Raw genomic sequence first — 16,633 nt, 5'->3', positions numbered from 1 at the left:
AAGAGGAGTAGGCAGTTAAAACTTACAGAGAGGAAGACCCATAGGCTGAGAGGTCTTCTAAGTAAATTGCTGCTGAAGGTAGCTTTGGAGCCTTTCACCTGAAGTTTAGTAGGGTGGAACGGGAGACCGTTATCTAAATAAGTGCCAGATTATTATCTGGAATAAAGGTGGTACCGCGGTCCCTCGCCCTTTTGGGTGAGGGTTTTTTTAATAATAGTAGGAGGTGATGTTATGGAGGGTGTAAGCTTAGCTAAAAACTATAATCCAAAGGATTTTGAGGAAAGGCTTTACAATGAATGGTTAGAAAAGGGATATTTTACTCCAAAGATTGATAAATCAAAAGAGCCTTTTACAATAATGATACCGCCACCAAATATAACAGGACAATTACATATGGGGCATGCCCTTGATAATACCCTTCAAGATGTTTTAATAAGATGGAAGAGGATGCAAGGATATCCAACTCTCTGGCTTCCAGGAGAGGATCATGCAAGCATTGCAACGGAGGTTAAGGTTGAATCTGAACTTGAAAAGCAAGGGATATATAAAAAGCAACTTGGAAGGGAGAAATTCTTAGAAAAGGTTTGGGAATGGACCCATAAATATAGAGCAAGGATTAGGGAACAACTTATGAAATTAGGTGCATCCTGTGATTGGACTAGAGAAAGATTTACAATGGATGAAGGTTTAAATAGGGCTGTTAGAGAAGTATTTGTAAGGCTTTACAATAAAGGTCTTATATATCAAGGAGATAGAATAATAAATTGGTGTCCTAAGTGTATGACAGCTCTTTCTGACGCTGAAATAGAATATGAAGAAAAAGAAGGAAAACTATATCATATAAAATATCCTGTAAAGGATTCAGAAGAATATTTAGTTGTTGCAACAACAAGGCCAGAAACAATGCTTGGTGATGTTGCGGTTGCAGTAAATCCTAATGATGAAAGATATAAACATCTTGTTGGAAAAACTTTAATTCTTCCTCTTGTTGAAAGAGAAATACCGGTTATAGCTGATGAATATGTTGATATGGAGTTTGGAACAGGTTGCGTAAAGATAACTCCTGCCCATGACCCAAATGATTTTGAAGTAGGCCAAAGACATAACCTTCCTCAAATAGTGATTATGAATGAAAATGGAACTATGAATAGCCTTGCAGGAAAATATGAAGGACTTGAAAGATATGAAGCAAGAAATAGAATAATAAAGGATCTTGAAGAAAAAGGTTTATTAGTAAAAATAGAAGATCATAAGCATAATGTAGGAACTCATGATAGATGCAAAACGGTTGTAGAACCTCTTTTATCAAAACAGTGGTTTGTAAAAATGAGGCCTCTAGCAGAACCTGCAATAAAGGCTGTTAAAGAGGGGAAGGTAAAATTTATACCTGAAAGGTTTGCAAAAATTTATTTTAATTGGATGGAAAATATTCAAGATTGGTGTATATCAAGACAACTTTGGTGGGGACACAGGATTCCAGTCTGGTATTGTGATGATTGTAAAAAACTAACAGTTCAAGTGGAAGATGCAACAAAATGTGCTCATTGTAATTCAACTAACATCCATCAGGATGAGGATGTTTTAGATACTTGGTTTAGTTCAGCTCTTTGGCCTTTCTCAACTTTAGGATGGCCAGATAAAACTGAGGATTTAGAATATTTTTATCCAACAAGCGTTTTAGTTACGGGATATGATATAATATTCTTTTGGGTTGCAAGGATGATTTTTTCAGGAATAGAACATATGGGAGAGGTTCCATTTAAATACGTTTTAATACATGGAATAGTAAGAGACTCTCAAGGAAGAAAGATGTCAAAATCATTAGGAAATGGGATTGATCCTCTTGAAATTATAGAGCAATATGGTGCAGATGCTTTAAGGTTTACTCTTGTTACAGGAAATTCACCTGGAAACGATATGAGATTTTACATGGAAAGGGTAGAAGCGGCTAGAAATTTTGCAAACAAGATTTGGAATGCGGCAAGGTTTGCACTTATGAATCTAGACGAAAATGTTTTAAAAGAGTTTAATAGAAATAACTTAACTACTGCTGATAAATGGATATTAAGTAGGCTTAACAATGTGATTTTAGAAGTTACTGAAAACTTAAATAAATTTGAACTTGGTATAGCCCTTCAAAAGATCTATGATTTTATATGGTCAGAAGTTTGCGACTGGTATATAGAGCTTATAAAGCCTAGGTTATATGGAAGTGATGTAAAGGACAAAGCTGCTGCTCAATATGTATTAAAAGAAGTTTTAATTGATAGTTTAAAGCTTTTACATCCATTTATGCCATTTATTACAGAAGAAATCTATAAGCATTTAACAGATGAAACTCCGTCTATAACTATTGCAAAGTGGCCAGAATATAGAGAAGATAGAGCTTTTTCAAAAGAAGAAGAAAATATGAATCATGTAATAGATGCCATAAGGGCAATAAGAAATATAAGAACAGAGATGAACGTTCCCAATTCCAAAAAAGCAAAGGTTATGATACTTCCATCCAATGATGAGGTTAAAAAGGCTTTTGAAGAAGGAAAGATTTATTTTGAAAAGCTTGCTTTTGCTTCTGAGGTTGTATTCCCACAAAGAAGTGATATACCAAAAGATGCTGTATCAAAGGTAATTCCAGGAGGAGAAATATTTTTACCTCTTGAAGAGCTTATAGATAGAGAAAAGGAAATAGAAAGACTCTTAAAGGAAAAAGAAAAACTTGAAAAAGAAGTTGAAAGATGCAACAATAAACTTTCAAATCCTGGTTTTGTAAATAAAGCACCAAAGAAGGTAGTAGATGAAGAAAGGGCAAAGAAGGAAATGTATGAAGACATGTTAAGAAAAGTAATAGAAAGGCTTAAAGCTTTACAAGGCTAAAAATAAGGCACCGTAAGGTGCCTTATAAATTAACAACATTCATCTAAAAAGGCTTTAACTACAGTTTTGCAATCTGTTATTACTTCACATATACAGTCGATGTCTATAAATTTAATTGGGTAGCATTTTCCTGGAATTGCTGCAACTAAAATTTTATCGCAGACTGCAAGTATTTTTACACACTCTTCACAGCATCCTTTTAAAACTATTATTACTTCTTTACCTTTAAGTTCTTCTAAGACTTCCTTTATACACCTAAATTGTTTGTGGCTGCCGTAGTTAAAATTAGTGGTCATTTTTACCCCTCCTTTAATTGTTTTCTTAGTATAATTTATGATAATTTTAGACAATATGTTACAATATTCTACAATGGGGGATATGTATGGATTATAAAGAGGCATTAGAATTTATAGAAAATATGGGAAAATTCAGTATAAACTTAGGACTTGATAGAATAAAAAGAATTTGTAATCTTATGGGGGACCCTCAAAATGATTTGAAAGTTATTCATATTGCAGGAACTAATGGAAAGGGTTCAACGACTACTTTTATATCTTCTATATTAAAAAGTCAGGGATATAGAGTAGGAATATATACATCCCCTTATATAGAAAGATTTACTGAAAGGATAAAGATTAATGATGAGGAAATAAAAGAGAAAGAGGTTGCAGAATATCTAGAATATTTAATTCCAATTATTGACAAAGTGATTAAAGAAGGGCATGAAAAGCCTACGGAGTTTGAAATTATTACAGCTATGGCTTTTAAATATTTTTATGATAATAAGGTAGATTATGTGGTTTTAGAGGTAGGACTTGGTGGAAGGCTTGACGCTACAAATGTTGTAAATCCTATTCTTTCTGTAATTACAACCATAAGTTATGATCATATGAATATTCTTGGAGATACTTTAGGTAAAATAGCTTATGAAAAAGCAGGAATAATAAAACAAGATATTCCGCTTGTTTTATATCCTCAAGAAAAGGAAGCGGATGAAGTTATTAGAAAAGTTGCAAAAGAAAAAAATTCAAAGATATATGACGTTAATATGTTTAAATATAAATTAAAAGAAAACAGCATTGATGGAGTTGTCTTTGATGTTTATGGATATAAGGAATATAAAGATGTTAAGATAAGGCTTTTAGGCGAGCATCAAATTTTAAATTGTTTAACTAGTATTACAGCTGTTGAAGCTTTAAGGGATTTAAAAGTTGAAATTGATGACTATGCTTTATACAAAGGATTAGAGGAGGCAATATGGCCTGGAAGATTTGAAGTAATAAAGAGAAAACCCTATGTAATATTAGATGGAGGACATAATCTTCAAGGAATCAGTGTTTTAGTAAAGTCAATAAAACAATATTTTAGTGGAAAAAGGATTTTGGTTGTTGTAGGAATGCTTAAAGATAAGGATTATGTAAATATGGTTCAAAAGCTTTTTGAAATATCAGATAGTTTTATAACGGTTCCAGTAAAAAGTCCAAGGGCATTAACTAGTAATGAGCTAGCAAATTTAATAAGGTTTTTTGGAAAAAATGTTTTTGAGGCTTATGATATAAAACAAGCTATTAACGTAGCCTTTAAAAGCGACTATGATGTTATATTATTTTGTGGTTCTCTGTATATGATAGGAGAAGCAAGGACTACATTAAAATCAATTAACATATAATATATAAAGCAATATTAAAAGGGATTTTATATTGAGTGAGCTTGAGAAAACTGAAATGGCGTTTAAACTTTACAGGCTTTCTATTAAGCTTCAGGATAGAATTCCAAAGGTGTTGGTTGAATTTTCAAAGAAGATATGCAATGATTATATTAAAATTGCTAAGGAGAATGAAATTAAAGGTGATATGAAAAATATATTTAAATAATCCGGGGTTTCCCGGATTTATTCTTTAAATATGTTCATTATGTTTTCATATATAGTTAAATAGTTTTTTTCCCAACTTTGGCATATTGATGTTGCTTTTTCAAAAGATGAAGTTCTAAGTCTTAAATCAAATATTATTTTTTCCTTTTCAAGGAGTTTTATATCTACAAAATATTCGTTTCCTATGGATTCATATCTTGAAAAAGCTGTATATTTATCTTCTGGTTCTTTTGATTGATTTTTAAGGTAGTCGTCTATAAGTTTTAATTTATTTTCAGGAACCCTGTCTATAAAAAATTCAAGGGTTCTTTTTCCCTTTGTTGATATTTTTAAAAGCTGTTTATTTATTTGTTTTATTGTATCTATAAATCCGTTTTCAATAAGCTCTGATATGTATTGTTGAAGAGAAAAATAGTTTATAAGGTTGTTTTCAAGGATAATTTGAGTTAGATATGAGTTGGTTATTGGAGCTTCTATTTTGTTTAAGATATATAATATTAAAAGTTTGTTTTCTGCAAGTTCTGATGTATCTCTATACATTTTGTTCCCTCCAAAATGATAATAAAAATAAAAATTAATGCTGTCTATATTATAACAATAAATATGTAAAAATTTCAATAAAAATGCCCCCTTAAAAGGGGGCTTTCTATCATATTTTATCTGGCATTTTTCCGTTTGCAATTTCCTTTTCAGCAAGGGCAATTAGTCTTTTTACTATAGTTCCTCCAACTCTACCACAATCTCTTGAGGAGATGTTTCCCCAATAATCTTCAGAACCTTGATAAACAGGAATTCCAAGCTCAGAAGCAATTTCATATTTCATATTATCTAAAGCTTTATGAGCTTCAGGAACTAATTGTGTTCTACCATGAAAGTTTTGACCTGCTGCCATTTTAATAACCTCCTTTATGTAGCTTAGATATCTTACTAATAATTTGTGTAATTTTAGGTCGAATATACAAGAAAATTTATGGAAAAAGTGCGGCCTTTGCCGCACTTTAGGTCAATTTATGCTTTATAGGGATTTTGTAGTTTTTTCTAGTTCCATGTTTATGGGCACTTTTTAATTGAGATTTTTGGGATTTTGCTTCTCTATGGTAATGTCTATCTTGACCAAGGAGGTTTTCTGAGGCAAATTCAGTTTGATGCCCAAACAAATTTGTAAATCTAGCTTTACGCATGGTCATACAAAATCCCTCCTTTTTAATTGACCTATTAATATTTTTCTCATAATGCTAATAAATATTTACTGTAATAAAAAAATGGGGGGAAAAGTTTGAGACTTTTTGTATTTTCTAAAAAAAGCCTTTTAAAATCAATTTTTGTATTTTTAATTTTTACATTTTCAGCTGTTTTTGCAGCAACAGGAAGGTTTGCTATGTTAGATGTATTTTTACAAACTCAAAGGGAACTTCCTATTTATTGTGTTGAAACAAATGAAAAGAAGGTGGCTTTAACTTTTGATGCAGCATGGGGAGATGAATATACTGATGAAATATTAGATATATTAGAAAAAAACAATGCAAAGGCCACATTCTTTTTAGTAGGAGCGTGGGTAGATAAATATCCAGATAAAGTAAAAAAGATTTATCAAAAAGGTCATGAGATAGGAAATCACTCAACAACTCATCCTCATTTTTCTCAGATAAGCCCTCAAAAGATGAAAGAAGAAATATTAAAAACTAGCGATAAAATAAAAAGAATTACAGGAAAAGGAACAACGCTTTTTAGACCTCCTTTTGGAGATTATAACAGCTTGGTTGTTAAAACGGTTAAAGAGACGGGACACTACTGCATACAGTGGGATGTAGATTCAATTGATTGGAAGGATCCTGGAGAAGAAGTTATATATAATAGAGTAGTTAGTAAAGTTACTAACGGGTCTATAGTTTTATTTCATAATTATGCAAAACAAACTCCAAAGGTATTAGATAGGATAATAAAGGATTTAAAAGCAAAAGGCTTTGAGTTTGTAACTGTTTCTGAACTTATATACAAGGACAATTATTATATTGATCATACAGGAAAGCAAAGACCAATTGGGAATAATACAAGATAAATGCGAAAAAATAATAACAGAAGATTATATGGGGTGATTTAATGTTTGTTATTGGAGTTTTAGGAAGCAGAGGCAAGTCAAGGGTTTTAGAAACAGTAGAGGCAGAACTTAAAAAGAAAAATAAAGAGGTAGTATGTATAGGAACTCATGATAATTCAGCTGAATCCTTTGAAAAACTTTTATTTAAAGAAGTTGATTATGTATTAATTTCTATATCAAGGGAAGATCTTATAGAAGGTAGAGTATCTAAAATAAAATTTGATGCTTTAGTTAATCTAGGATTTGATTCGGTTGATAATATAATTGATAAAATACAAGATGTAGTAAATAACATTAAAGAAAAGGGATATTATATATTTAATTTTGATGCAGCAGACTGTGTAAATTTAAACAACTTAAATGTTTATGCTATATCCTTTGGACTTAACGATAAATCCACAGTTACAGCAACAAGCATAGACGACCTAACTTGCCTTTGCTTTAGTTTTTGCCTTCAAAGGGCTGTGGTAAACAGCAAAGGATTAGTTGTTCAACCCTTTGAAAGACCATATGAGTTATGTGGAAAATATTATGATATTTATTCTTACTTAGCAGCGTATACTTGTCTTTTAGTTATTGGAATAATTTAGAAAAGAATTAAATATATTTATATTAGATAAAAATACGAAAGGGAGAGGGATGGGGATGCAAAATTTATTTTTAACAAACAAGGCTTATGTTGAAGGAAGGATATCAACTCCTCTTACATTTAGCCATGAAATGTATGGTGAATCTTTCTATACTTTTTTTATTGAAGTTCCAAGATTAAGTCAAGTTTTAGATGTTTTACCTGTTACGGTTTCAGAAAGGCTTATTGTTAATGTGGACATGTCTGTAGGAAAGCTTGTATCTATTGAAGGGCAGATAAGATCCTACAACAGAGTAGTTGAAGGGGCAAATAGGCTTCTTTTAACTGTATTTGCAAGGGATATAAAAAATATTGACTCAATATCTGAAAAACCTAATGAAATATATCTTGATGGTTACATATGCAAATCTCCAGTATATAGAACAACTCCCCTTGGTAGAGAAATAACTGATATATTATTAGCTGTAAATAGAGCTTATAATAAGTCTGATTACATACCTGCTATTGCATGGGGAAGAAATGCGAGATTTTCAAGCAAATTTGAAGTGGGAACCCATATAAAGATTTGGGGAAGAATGCAAAGCAGAGAGTATGAAAAGAAATTATCTGAAGACAATATAGTAAAAAGAATAGCTTATGAAGTATCAATTTCAAAACTTGAAAAGGTAGAAGAATAATCCACCCTAAATGGGTGGATTATTTTCTAAGGTCGTCTAAGAGTTTTGTTTTTTCTTTAGTTTTTTGATCAACCCTTTTTATAACTTTTGCAGGAACTCCTGCTACAACAACTCCGCTTTCAACGTCATGGGTTACAACAGAACCTGCTGCAACAACCGAACCTTTTCCAACCCTAACTCCTTCTAGTATTACAGCATTTGCTCCAATTAAAACATCATCTTCAATTACAACAGGTTCTTTACTTGGAGGTTCTAAAACTCCGGCAATGACTGCTCCTGCACCTACGTGAACATTTTTTCCTATTTTACCCCTTGCACCAATTACAGCATTCATATCTATCATTGAATTTTCTCCAATTTCTGCTCCTATATTTATAACAGCTCCCATCATTATTACAGCATGATCGCCAATTTTGACACCTTCTCTTATTATAGCACCTGGTTCTATTCTTGCATTTATATGCCTTATGTCCATCATAGGGATTGCAGAATTTCTTCTGTCCCATTCAATTCTATACTTTTTTATTTTATCTTTATTTTCTTCTAAAAATTTTTCAACTATATCGTTTTCACCAAATAATATGTAGAAGTTATCGCTTCCGTATATTTCAATATTTTCAGCATTAACCCCATTTAAATTTCCATCAACATAAACTTTAACTGGAGTTGTTTTTTTAGCCTCTTTTATGTACCTTGCTATTTCATATGGATCAGTTAAATCATATTGTTTCACCTATATCACCTCTGTTTAATAAACTTTTTAGAATAATATATCATTTACTGCTTGTTTTTGTCAATTATGTGTATTAATTTATGATATAATATTTATTGATAGTTTTATGAAAGGGGTAGTGTTATGGGTAAATTATCTAAAGGGTGTATACAAGTTTATACGGGAGATGGAAAAGGTAAAACAACGGCAGCCATAGGACTAGGGGTTAGAGCTGCAGGAAATGAGCTTAAAGTTTACATGGTTCAATTTTTAAAAGGTTCTGAAACAGGAGAATTAAAAAGTCTAGAAAAGTTAGAGCCTTACTTTAAAGTGTTTAGATTTGAAAAAAAGAGGGGGTTTTTTTGGACTTTAAATGATAAGGAAAAAGAGGAGTTAAAAAAAGAAATTGATACAGCCTTTGAATTTTGTAAGCAGGTTTTAAAAAATAAAGAGTGTGATATATTGATTCTTGATGAGATTATGGGAGTTTTACATAATAAGCTTTTGAGTGTTGAAGAGGTGGTTGAGTTTTTAAAATCAAAACCTGATGATATTGAGATTATATTAACAGGAAGAAATGTTCCAAAAGAAATCTTAGAAATTGCTGATTTAGTCACTGAGATGAAGGAAATAAAACATTATTTTGAAAAAGGAGTATTGGCAAGAAAAGGAATAGAATTTTGATTCCCCATTTAAATGGGGAATTTTTTTGTAACTTATTTTTAAAAGTAGAATATTATAACATTAAAATAATTTTTGGAGGATTTTTTGATGGTTCAAATTACTTTGTTACATTTTATTTATCTTATTTTTATTTTACTTGTTATTGTTTTTATGATTTTTAAAAAAGATACAAGTTTAGTGTGTATTTTAGGAATATTTATTTTAGGATTAGTAGCAACAGGATCTGTTTATCAATCTATGATGGGGGTTTTTAATGGATTAGCTTATGCGATTAAAGAGCTTTTGGGAACCATTCTTATAATTTCTATAATTGTTGCAATGGGAAATATTTTAGAAAAAACAGGTGTTAACAAAGAAATGATAAGGCCCTTTTTAAAATTTATTAAAACTCCAGACTTAGCATATTGGATTGTAGGTTTAGTTATGATGGTAGTTTCATGGTTTTTCTGGCCATCTCCAGCGGTAGCTTTAATAGGAGTTATTCTTGCTCCCGTTGCAGTAAAGGCTGGTCTTCCTGCCCTTGCTGTTGCAGTTTCTATGAATTTGTTTGGACATGGAATAGCTTTATCAAGTGATTTTGTTATTCAAGGGGCTCCAAAGTTAACTGCAGGCGGTGCTGGTATAGAAGTTTCAGAGGTTATAAGGGCAAGTATCCCTTTAACTTTTGTTATGGGGTTTGTAACAACCTTAGTAGCTTTTATACTTATAAAAAGGGATATGAAAAAAGGCTTATTAGAGGTTTATAATTTGCAAGAAGAAGAGATGGATAAAGAATATTGGCTTTCTTTGAGTTATAGAAAGTTATTTGCAGCTTTAATTCCTATAGCTTTTTTATTAGACATTGTAATTATGAAAAAATATAATCTTCAAGGTGGAGATGCAACTGCTTTAATTGGAGGAACAGCTCTTTTTATATTAATGTTTATGCTTTTAGTATCCCTTAAGACAAAGGCTATAGATGAAGTTGTAAATTATTTAATTGAAGGATTGCAGTTTGGATTTAAAGTTTTTGGACCTGTAATTCCTATAGCAGCCTTTTTCTATCTTGGTGATGAAGGATTTTTGAGTATATTAGGAGAATATCTTCCTAAGAATTCTACAGGGCTTGTGAACGATTTAGGATTAGCATTATCTCAAATAGTTCCTATAAATAAAGTATTTGGAGCAGCAGCTTTAACAACAGTTGGGGCTATAACAGGTCTTGATGGTTCAGGATTTTCAGGAATAAGTCTTGCAGGAACGGTTGCAAAAATATTTGGAACGGCATTGGGAAAAGGAACAGCTACTTTAACAGCTCTTGGACAGCAAGCGGCTATATGGGTTGGAGGAGGAACATTAATACCATGGGCAGTTATTCCAGTTGCAGCAATCTGTAAAGTAAGTCCGTTTGACCTTGCAAAGAGAAATTTAATTCCTGTTGTTATAGGGCTTATTGTTACAACTGTAGTTGCTATGTTTTTGATATAGGGCCATCTTTTAAGATGGCCTATTTTATTAGATCTTCTAGTTTTTTATCCACAAAATCTATAATTTCGCTGCAGGATATTCCATTTTTTTTAAGGTCAAGGCATTTGTCAGTTCCATAATTTTCACATATCATTTTCATTAATTCTTTCATTGGGGATCTTGCTAAATTTTTTTCAGATGCAGAATTTCTACCTTTTATATGTCCTAAAACAACTGCAGCAGCAGTTATAGCTCCGCAGGTGCTTCCAACTGCCATGCCAGTTCCTAGAGCACTTCCTAGTTTAATGGGGATGTTTAAATTAAATTTTTCATTAGCTGATTTTATTATAGCTTCTGCACAGTTATATCCTTCTTTATGAAAATCTGTAGCTGTTTTCATTTTATCCCTCCTTAAGTTGTAATCCTATATCATGATATACCCTGTAGGGGATTATGTCAATAAAAACATGAGGGCCTAACTTAGGCCCTCTAAAAATTTTTGTATTTTTTCCAATCCTTTTTTTAGAATTTCTATTGAACTTGCATAGGAAATTCTTATGTATCCTTCTCCTAAAGGTGAAAACGCATCTCCAGGAATTACTGCAACTTTTTGAGTTTCAAGAAGTTTAACTGCAAATTCAAGGGAATTTATATTGAATTTTTTAATTGAAGGGAATATGTAGAAGGCTCCGTTTGGTTTTACAGTATCTAATCCCATTTTAATAAGTTTTTTATATACAAAATCTCGTCTTTTTTTATATTCTTCCTTCATTATATTGCAGTCTAAAAGTCCATTTGTTAAAGCTTCAAGAGCAGCATATTGACTTATAGAACACGCACAGGAGTTTATATATTGATGTACCTTTATCATTTCCTTTGAAATATAACTTGGAGAAAGAACATATCCTATTCTAAATCCAGTCATAGAGTGGGATTTTGAAAGTCCATTTATAACTATTGTTTTGTCAAATACTTCTTTAAAGGAGGCTATGGAGGTATGTTCAAAATCATATGAGAGTTCACTATATATTTCATCTGAAAGTATAAAAATATCTTTATCCTTTAAAAGCTTTGCAATTTCTAAAAGTTCGTTTTTATTTAGCATAACTCCTGTAGGATTTGAAGGAGAAGGAATTATTATACATCTTGTTTTATCTGTTAAATGAGGTTTTATAAGCTCTGCTGTAATTTTAAAATCATTTTTTGTAGTATCAACATATACTGGTTTTGCTTCTAAAAGTTTTATTACGGGTTCATATCCTGGATAAACTGGAGCTGGGAGTATAACTTCGCAATCCTTTTCAAGGATTGTGTTTAAAGCTATGTATATAGCTTCACTGGCACCGTTTGTTACGATTATTTCATCTTCGGGGTTATACTCTAGGTTGTATTTTTTATAGTAATTAGAAATGGCTTTTCTAAGCTCAATAATTCCAGCGTTGTGGGTATAAACTGTTTTATTATTATCTAAGGCTAATTTTGCAGCATCTTTAATGTGATCTGGAGTTGGAAAATCTGGCTGACCTATTGTTAATGATATTGCATCTTTGTAATTTGAAACCATGTTATAAAATTTTCTAATGCCTGAAATTTGTATATCTTTAACTCTTTTGTTTAAAAGATGGTCCATAAATCCACCCCTTTTAAAAATAATAGGCTGCCTAAAAGGCAGCACTTTATTAAATAACATCATTCATAGTATATAATCCTGCTTCTTTACCTATTATAAATTTTGCGCCCTTTATAGCTCCATAAGCAAATACATCCCTTGAAAGGGCAGTGTGGTTTATTTCAATAACTTCTCCATATCCAGCAAATATTACAGAATGTTCCCCAACTATAGCTCCTCCTCTTATGGCATGTATTCCTAGTTCTTGTTTTTTTCTTTTATCAGTTTTAGAGTGTCTTCCATAAACGTATTCTAGTTTGTTATTAAGGGAGGAGTTTATAGCATCTGCTAACATTAATGCTGTTCCGCTAGGTGAGTCTAGCTTTTGATTGTGGTGTTTTTCAATTATTTCTATATCAAAGTCTTCATAAAGAATAGGAGCTATTTGATTTAAAATTTTTGTAATAAGGTTTATTCCTATAGACATATTTGCAGAATTTAAAATAGGTATATTTTTAGAAGCTTCTTTTATTTTATCCTTTTCTTCCTTTGAAAATCCTGTAGTGCATATAACAAGAGGAACTTTGTTATCAAGCCCAAACTTTAAAATTGAGTCTAAAGCAGAATGGTTTGAAAAGTCAATTAAAACATCAACTTTTTCTTTAACTTTTTCTAAAGAGTCATAAACAGGGTATGGGTTGTTGAATTTTTCAGGATTTTTGTCAACTCCACATACTACTTTTATATCTTCCATTTGAGATATAATTCTTGTTAAAACTTGCCCCATTTTTCCATTACATCCATGAAGTAAAATTCTCATAGCGTCACCTCTATAGCTTAATTCCATATTTAATCATTTCTTGTTTTAGTATTTCAAGGTTCTTTGAAGACATTTCGACAAGAGGAAGTCTTAAAGAACCTACGTTCATTCCCATAAGGTTCATGGCTGCTTTAACAGGAATTGGGTTTGTTTCTATAAATAAAGCCTTTATAAGAGGAAGCATTTTTAATTGTAGTTTTCTTGCACCTTCTATATCTCCGTTAAACCATTTTTCACACATATCATGGGTATCTCTAGGAAGAATATTAGCAACAACAGAAATAACTCCCTTTGCTCCAAGGGATAACATTGGAATGACTTGGTCATCATTACCAGAGTATATATCAAGCTTATCTTCGCAAAGTTGAGCTATTTCAGCAACTTGAGTTATGTTTCCGCTAGCTTCTTTAACTGCAACTATATTGTCTATTTTAGAAAGTTCATAAAGGGTTTCAGGAAGTATATTAAATCCTGTTCTTGATGGAACGTTGTATATTATTATAGGAGATTTTACAGAGGAAGCTATAGCTTTAAAATGTTCAATGGCTCCCCTTTGAGTTGTTTTATTATAATATGGAGTTATAACTAAAAGTCCATCAACTCCTATTGAGTCTGCCCATTTTGACATTTCAATTGCAGCTTTGGTGTTGTTTGAACCAGTTCCAGCAATGACAGGTATTCTCTTTTTTACAACATCTACAGTAAATTTTATGGTTTCTTTTCTTTCTTGCTCGCTCATTGTTGATGCTTCACCTGTTGTTCCGCAAACGATTATAGCATCAGTTTTTTCTTGAATATGCCATTCTATAAGTTCTTCAAGCTTTTTAAAATCAACACCATCCTCTTTAAAAGGAGTTACAATAGCAACTCCTGAACCCTTAAAAAGAGTCATAAAACCATCCTCTCCTTATTGTTTAATATTATTATATGCATAAAATTTACCAGTTACAATAATAATTCTGCTATTTGAACTGCGTTAGTTGCAGCACCTTTTCTTATGTTATCCGCAACAACCCACATGTTAAGCCCAAATTCTACGCTATCATCTCTTCTTAATCTTCCTACAAATACCTCATTTTTTCCTTCTGCTAATATAGGCATTGGATATAAATTATTTTGAGGGTCATCCATTAAAACTATTCCTTTGCTGTTTTTGAGCGTTTCTTTAACTTCTTCTAATGTAAAATCTTTTTCAAATTCTACATTTATTGATTCACTATGACCATGAAAAACAGGAACTCTAACTGTTGTTGCAGTAACTTTAAGGTCAGGTCTGTGCATTATTTTTTTTGTCTCTTGAATCATTTTCATTTCTTCCTTTGTATATCCGTTTTCTAAGAAAACATCTATGTGAGGAATAACATTAAAGGCAATAGGATGAATAAATTTTTTAGGAGCAATACCCTTTATTCCGTTTAAAAGATCTTCATATCCTCCTTGACCTGCTCCAGATACTGCTTGATATGTTGAATAAACTATCCTTTTTATCTTATATTTTAAATCTAGAGGTTTTAAAACCACAACGGCTTGTATTGTAGAGCAGTTTGGATTTGCAATTATTCCTTTATGCCACTTAACATCTTCGGGGTTAACTTCTGGAACTACTAAAGGAACATCTTCGTGCATTCTCCAAGCTGAACTGTTATCTATAACAATACAACCTTTAGATGCGGCAATTGGGGCAAATTTTAAGCTTGTAGAAGCTCCTGCTGAAAATAAAGCTATATCTATTCCTCTATCAAAGGAATCTTCTTTAAGTTCTTCAACTACATATTTTTTACCTTTAAATTCCATTTCTATTCCTTTAGATTTTGAAGAAGCAAAAAGATAAAGCTCATCTATTGGGAAATTTCTTTCTTCTAAAACTTTTAGCATCATCCTTCCTACCATACCGGTAGCTCCAACAACAGCAACTTTCATTAAACCGCCTCCTAGAAAATTTAATCTAATCTATATTATGTAAAGAAAAACTATTAAATGTATTATAACATTTGAATTTTAATTTTACAAATGATGAATAAAAAAAATTCTTGTTGCAATAATAAAGACAGGAGGTGTTTTTATGGCAACCCCCTTTAAGAAAATAGTTAAAGCAAAATTAAAATCAAAAAAGGAACTAACTGAAAAGGAAAAAGAAAGGGAAAGGATAAAGTATGAAATAGCTGAGGAGTTAGGTCTTTTAGATAAAGTTAAAAAATATGGCTGGAGTGGGTTAACTGCTAAGGAAACAGGAAGAATAGGTGGAATAATGACAAAGCTAAACAAAGAATCAGGAAGAAAGTGGAATGAATAATTAAACTGTTGTTTTTAAAACCGTTAAATTTCCTTCAATTTTAAAGTCACAAAGGCAAGCAGGGATAAGAAAGCTATCTCCAGCTTTTATTTGATATTCTTCATTTTTTATTAATTTACCTTCACCCTCAACAGCAGTAAATATTATAAATGAATTTCTTGTTACATCTTTAAATTCTTTTTCTATTTTTATTATCTCTACATTAAAGTATTTAGAGCAAACAGCTTTTGCCTTTTTAAAGTTTTGAAAATCTTTAAATTTAGGTTTAATAACTTTTCCTTCAAAGTTATAATTTATAACATCTAAAGCTTTATCTAAGTGTAGTTCTCTTTTTTTTCCGTCTTTATCAACTCTATTCCAATCATATATTCTGTAGGTAACGTCGCTGTTTTGCTGTATTTCTAAAAGTAAAAGTTCATCTAATATAGCGTGAACCGTCCCTGAAGGAATAAATATAACATCTCCTTTTTCAACGTTGACAAAGTTTAAAAAATCTTCTACGTTTCCTTTTAAGATAGCTTTTTTAAAATTTTCTTTTGTTGTTCCTTTTTTAAGTCCATATATAATTTTTGCGTCCTTTTTTGCGTCTATTACATACCACATTTCTGTTTTTCCAAATTGATTTTCGATTTTTTTTGCATACTCATCGTCAGGATGAACTTGAACTGATAATTTATCGTTTGCATCTATAAGCTTTACCAAAAGAGGAAAGTATTCATGTTTATCCCCAAGGATTTCTTTTTTGTATATTTTAATTGCTTCTTCTAAAGTTTTGCCTTTTAAATTGCCATTTTTTATTATGCTCATACCTTTTTTATGACATGATATATCCCAGCTTTCTGCAATATTTCCGTCTGGAATTTGTCTTTTAAAGTAGCTTTCTAGTTTTCTTCCTCCCCATATAGTACTTTTATAAATAGGTTGAAAGAAAAGGGGATATAGCATTTTAACCCTCCTT

General features: G+C 31.4%; 20 protein-coding genes and 1 other annotated feature (1 of these 21 cut by a window edge). Of the genes, 9 read left to right on the top strand and 11 right to left on the bottom strand.

Annotated elements, in window-relative coordinates; all coding sequences use genetic code 11:
* Positions 1–194, top strand: a binding site (T-box leader) (it extends 15 nt beyond the left edge of the window).
* A gap of 37 nt (positions 195–231) precedes the next feature.
* Positions 232–2,874, top strand: a complete 2,643-nt coding sequence (locus C4R78_RS04075; protein ID WP_103895853.1) for a valine--tRNA ligase — start codon at positions 232–234, stop codon at positions 2,872–2,874.
* A gap of 29 nt (positions 2,875–2,903) precedes the next feature.
* Here C4R78_RS04075 and C4R78_RS04070 read toward each other — a convergent pair whose 3' ends face one another.
* Positions 2,904–3,170 (bottom strand): hypothetical protein, encoded by a 267-nt coding sequence (locus C4R78_RS04070; protein WP_103895825.1) that lies wholly within the window; start codon positions 3,168–3,170, stop codon positions 2,904–2,906.
* Between the two features lie 86 nt (positions 3,171–3,256).
* On the opposite strand from C4R78_RS04070, the gene C4R78_RS04065 reads away from it, so the two are divergent.
* Together C4R78_RS04065 and C4R78_RS09390 are read left to right on the top strand one after the other, a co-directional pair.
* A complete protein-coding gene (locus tag C4R78_RS04065; protein WP_103895824.1) occupies positions 3,257–4,543 on the top strand; it encodes a bifunctional folylpolyglutamate synthase/dihydrofolate synthase in 1,287 nt (428 codons plus the stop codon).
* Positions 4,544–4,574: 31 nt separating this feature from the next.
* On the top strand, positions 4,575–4,748 hold the full coding sequence (locus C4R78_RS09390; RefSeq protein ID WP_159945793.1) for a hypothetical protein: 174 nt from the start codon (positions 4,575–4,577) through the stop codon (positions 4,746–4,748).
* A 17-nt stretch (positions 4,749–4,765) separates the two neighbouring features.
* Here the strand turns inward: C4R78_RS09390 and C4R78_RS04060 are convergent, their stop codons facing one another.
* From C4R78_RS04060 to C4R78_RS04050, 3 genes are all read right to left on the bottom strand, one after another.
* Positions 4,766–5,287: a DUF4364 family protein gene (locus tag C4R78_RS04060; protein ID WP_103895823.1), complete on the bottom strand. Its 522-nt coding sequence runs from the start codon at positions 5,285–5,287 to the stop codon at positions 4,766–4,768.
* A 109-nt stretch (positions 5,288–5,396) separates the two neighbouring features.
* On the bottom strand, positions 5,397–5,639 hold the full coding sequence (locus tag C4R78_RS04055) for an alpha/beta-type small acid-soluble spore protein (RefSeq protein WP_103895822.1): 243 nt from the start codon (positions 5,637–5,639) through the stop codon (positions 5,397–5,399).
* Between the two features lie 106 nt (positions 5,640–5,745).
* Complete coding sequence (locus C4R78_RS04050) at positions 5,746–5,934, bottom strand: hypothetical protein (protein ID WP_103895821.1); 189 nt, start codon at positions 5,932–5,934, stop codon at positions 5,746–5,748.
* A gap of 89 nt (positions 5,935–6,023) precedes the next feature.
* Between C4R78_RS04050 and pdaB the strand changes: the two genes are divergently transcribed.
* The 3 genes from pdaB to C4R78_RS04035 are packed head-to-tail and all read left to right on the top strand — an operon-like array spanning position 6,024 to position 8,111.
* Positions 6,024–6,806, top strand: a complete 783-nt coding sequence (gene pdaB, locus C4R78_RS04045; protein WP_103895820.1) for a polysaccharide deacetylase family sporulation protein PdaB — start codon at positions 6,024–6,026, stop codon at positions 6,804–6,806.
* 41 nt (positions 6,807–6,847) lie between these two features.
* Positions 6,848–7,435 carry a Mur ligase family protein gene (locus C4R78_RS04040; protein WP_103895819.1) on the top strand — a complete coding sequence of 196 codons (588 nt, stop codon included), beginning with the start codon at positions 6,848–6,850 and terminating at the stop codon, positions 7,433–7,435.
* A 55-nt stretch (positions 7,436–7,490) separates the two neighbouring features.
* The gene (locus tag C4R78_RS04035; RefSeq protein WP_103895852.1) at positions 7,491–8,111 is read left to right on the top strand and encodes a single-stranded DNA-binding protein; all 621 of its coding nucleotides are present in this window, start codon (positions 7,491–7,493) and stop codon (positions 8,109–8,111) included.
* A 19-nt stretch (positions 8,112–8,130) separates the two neighbouring features.
* Here the strand turns inward: C4R78_RS04035 and dapD are convergent, their stop codons facing one another.
* Positions 8,131–8,844 carry a 2,3,4,5-tetrahydropyridine-2,6-dicarboxylate N-acetyltransferase gene (dapD, locus tag C4R78_RS04030; protein ID WP_103895818.1) on the bottom strand — a complete coding sequence of 238 codons (714 nt, stop codon included), beginning with the start codon at positions 8,842–8,844 and terminating at the stop codon, positions 8,131–8,133.
* 123 nt (positions 8,845–8,967) lie between these two features.
* On the opposite strand from dapD, the gene cobO reads away from it, so the two are divergent.
* Together cobO and C4R78_RS04020 are read left to right on the top strand one after the other, a co-directional pair.
* Positions 8,968–9,507, top strand: coding sequence for a cob(I)yrinic acid a,c-diamide adenosyltransferase (gene cobO, locus C4R78_RS04025; RefSeq protein ID WP_103895817.1), 540 nt, complete (start codon positions 8,968–8,970; stop codon positions 9,505–9,507).
* An 87-nt stretch (positions 9,508–9,594) separates the two neighbouring features.
* The gene (locus C4R78_RS04020; protein ID WP_207654271.1) at positions 9,595–10,974 is read left to right on the top strand and encodes a transporter permease; all 1,380 of its coding nucleotides are present in this window, start codon (positions 9,595–9,597) and stop codon (positions 10,972–10,974) included.
* A 19-nt stretch (positions 10,975–10,993) separates the two neighbouring features.
* Here C4R78_RS04020 and C4R78_RS04015 read toward each other — a convergent pair whose 3' ends face one another.
* From C4R78_RS04015 to C4R78_RS03995, 5 genes are all read right to left on the bottom strand, one after another.
* Complete coding sequence (locus C4R78_RS04015) at positions 10,994–11,353, bottom strand: C-GCAxxG-C-C family (seleno)protein (RefSeq protein WP_103895815.1); 360 nt, start codon at positions 11,351–11,353, stop codon at positions 10,994–10,996.
* Positions 11,354–11,428: 75 nt separating this feature from the next.
* The gene (locus tag C4R78_RS04010; protein ID WP_103895814.1) at positions 11,429–12,583 is read right to left on the bottom strand and encodes an aminotransferase A; all 1,155 of its coding nucleotides are present in this window, start codon (positions 12,581–12,583) and stop codon (positions 11,429–11,431) included.
* Positions 12,584–12,632: 49 nt separating this feature from the next.
* Positions 12,633–13,382, bottom strand: a complete 750-nt coding sequence (gene dapB / locus C4R78_RS04005) for a 4-hydroxy-tetrahydrodipicolinate reductase (RefSeq protein WP_103895813.1) — start codon at positions 13,380–13,382, stop codon at positions 12,633–12,635.
* Positions 13,383–13,392: 10 nt separating this feature from the next.
* Positions 13,393–14,274 carry a 4-hydroxy-tetrahydrodipicolinate synthase gene (dapA, locus tag C4R78_RS04000; RefSeq protein WP_103895812.1) on the bottom strand — a complete coding sequence of 294 codons (882 nt, stop codon included), beginning with the start codon at positions 14,272–14,274 and terminating at the stop codon, positions 13,393–13,395.
* Between the two features lie 53 nt (positions 14,275–14,327).
* A complete protein-coding gene (locus C4R78_RS03995) occupies positions 14,328–15,302 on the bottom strand; it encodes an aspartate-semialdehyde dehydrogenase (protein WP_103895811.1) in 975 nt (324 codons plus the stop codon).
* Between the two features lie 142 nt (positions 15,303–15,444).
* Between C4R78_RS03995 and C4R78_RS03990 the strand changes: the two genes are divergently transcribed.
* The gene (locus tag C4R78_RS03990) at positions 15,445–15,675 is read left to right on the top strand and encodes an alpha/beta-type small acid-soluble spore protein (protein WP_103895810.1); all 231 of its coding nucleotides are present in this window, start codon (positions 15,445–15,447) and stop codon (positions 15,673–15,675) included.
* On the opposite strand, the gene C4R78_RS03985 is transcribed toward C4R78_RS03990, so the two are convergent.
* Entirely contained in the window at positions 15,676–16,620 is a 945-nt protein-coding gene (locus C4R78_RS03985) for a type I phosphomannose isomerase catalytic subunit (RefSeq protein ID WP_103895809.1), read from the bottom strand.
* Between the last annotated feature and the right edge of the window lie 13 nt (positions 16,621–16,633).

It is taken from the genome of Caloramator fervidus, from assembly GCF_900108045.1.
GTDB lineage: Bacteria > Bacillota > Clostridia > Clostridiales > Caloramatoraceae > Caloramator > Caloramator fervidus.
The sequence above is the reverse complement of the archived record's forward strand: the minus strand, read 5'-3'. Positions and strand labels throughout refer to the sequence as shown.

Bases quoted from the DNA above. Each gene is read 5' to 3' on its own strand.
- C4R78_RS04010 (WP_103895814.1), bottom strand. From the start codon at position 12,583: ATGGACCATCTTTTAAACAAAAGAGTTAAAGATATACAAATTTCAGGC.
- C4R78_RS04075 (WP_103895853.1), top strand. From the start codon at position 232: ATGGAGGGTGTAAGCTTAGCTAAAAACTATAATCCAAAGGATTTTGAG.
- dapB (WP_103895813.1), bottom strand. From the start codon at position 13,382: ATGAGAATTTTACTTCATGGATGTAATGGAAAAATGGGGCAAGTTTTA.
- C4R78_RS03990 (WP_103895810.1), top strand. From the start codon at position 15,445: ATGGCAACCCCCTTTAAGAAAATAGTTAAAGCAAAATTAAAATCAAAA.
- C4R78_RS04070 (WP_103895825.1), bottom strand. From the start codon at position 3,170: ATGACCACTAATTTTAACTACGGCAGCCACAAACAATTTAGGTGTATA.
- C4R78_RS04065 (WP_103895824.1), top strand. From the start codon at position 3,257: ATGGATTATAAAGAGGCATTAGAATTTATAGAAAATATGGGAAAATTC.
- C4R78_RS04020 (WP_207654271.1), top strand. From the start codon at position 9,595: ATGGTTCAAATTACTTTGTTACATTTTATTTATCTTATTTTTATTTTA.
- C4R78_RS04015 (WP_103895815.1), bottom strand. From the start codon at position 11,353: ATGAAAACAGCTACAGATTTTCATAAAGAAGGATATAACTGTGCAGAA.
- C4R78_RS04035 (WP_103895852.1), top strand. From the start codon at position 7,491: ATGCAAAATTTATTTTTAACAAACAAGGCTTATGTTGAAGGAAGGATA.
- C4R78_RS04050 (WP_103895821.1), bottom strand. From the start codon at position 5,934: ATGACCATGCGTAAAGCTAGATTTACAAATTTGTTTGGGCATCAAACT.
- dapA (WP_103895812.1), bottom strand. From the start codon at position 14,274: ATGACTCTTTTTAAGGGTTCAGGAGTTGCTATTGTAACTCCTTTTAAA.
- C4R78_RS04055 (WP_103895822.1), bottom strand. From the start codon at position 5,639: ATGGCAGCAGGTCAAAACTTTCATGGTAGAACACAATTAGTTCCTGAA.
- cobO (WP_103895817.1), top strand. From the start codon at position 8,968: ATGGGTAAATTATCTAAAGGGTGTATACAAGTTTATACGGGAGATGGA.
- C4R78_RS03985 (WP_103895809.1), bottom strand. From the start codon at position 16,620: ATGCTATATCCCCTTTTCTTTCAACCTATTTATAAAAGTACTATATGG.
- C4R78_RS03995 (WP_103895811.1), bottom strand. From the start codon at position 15,302: ATGAAAGTTGCTGTTGTTGGAGCTACCGGTATGGTAGGAAGGATGATG.
- C4R78_RS04060 (WP_103895823.1), bottom strand. From the start codon at position 5,287: ATGTATAGAGATACATCAGAACTTGCAGAAAACAAACTTTTAATATTA.
- C4R78_RS04040 (WP_103895819.1), top strand. From the start codon at position 6,848: ATGTTTGTTATTGGAGTTTTAGGAAGCAGAGGCAAGTCAAGGGTTTTA.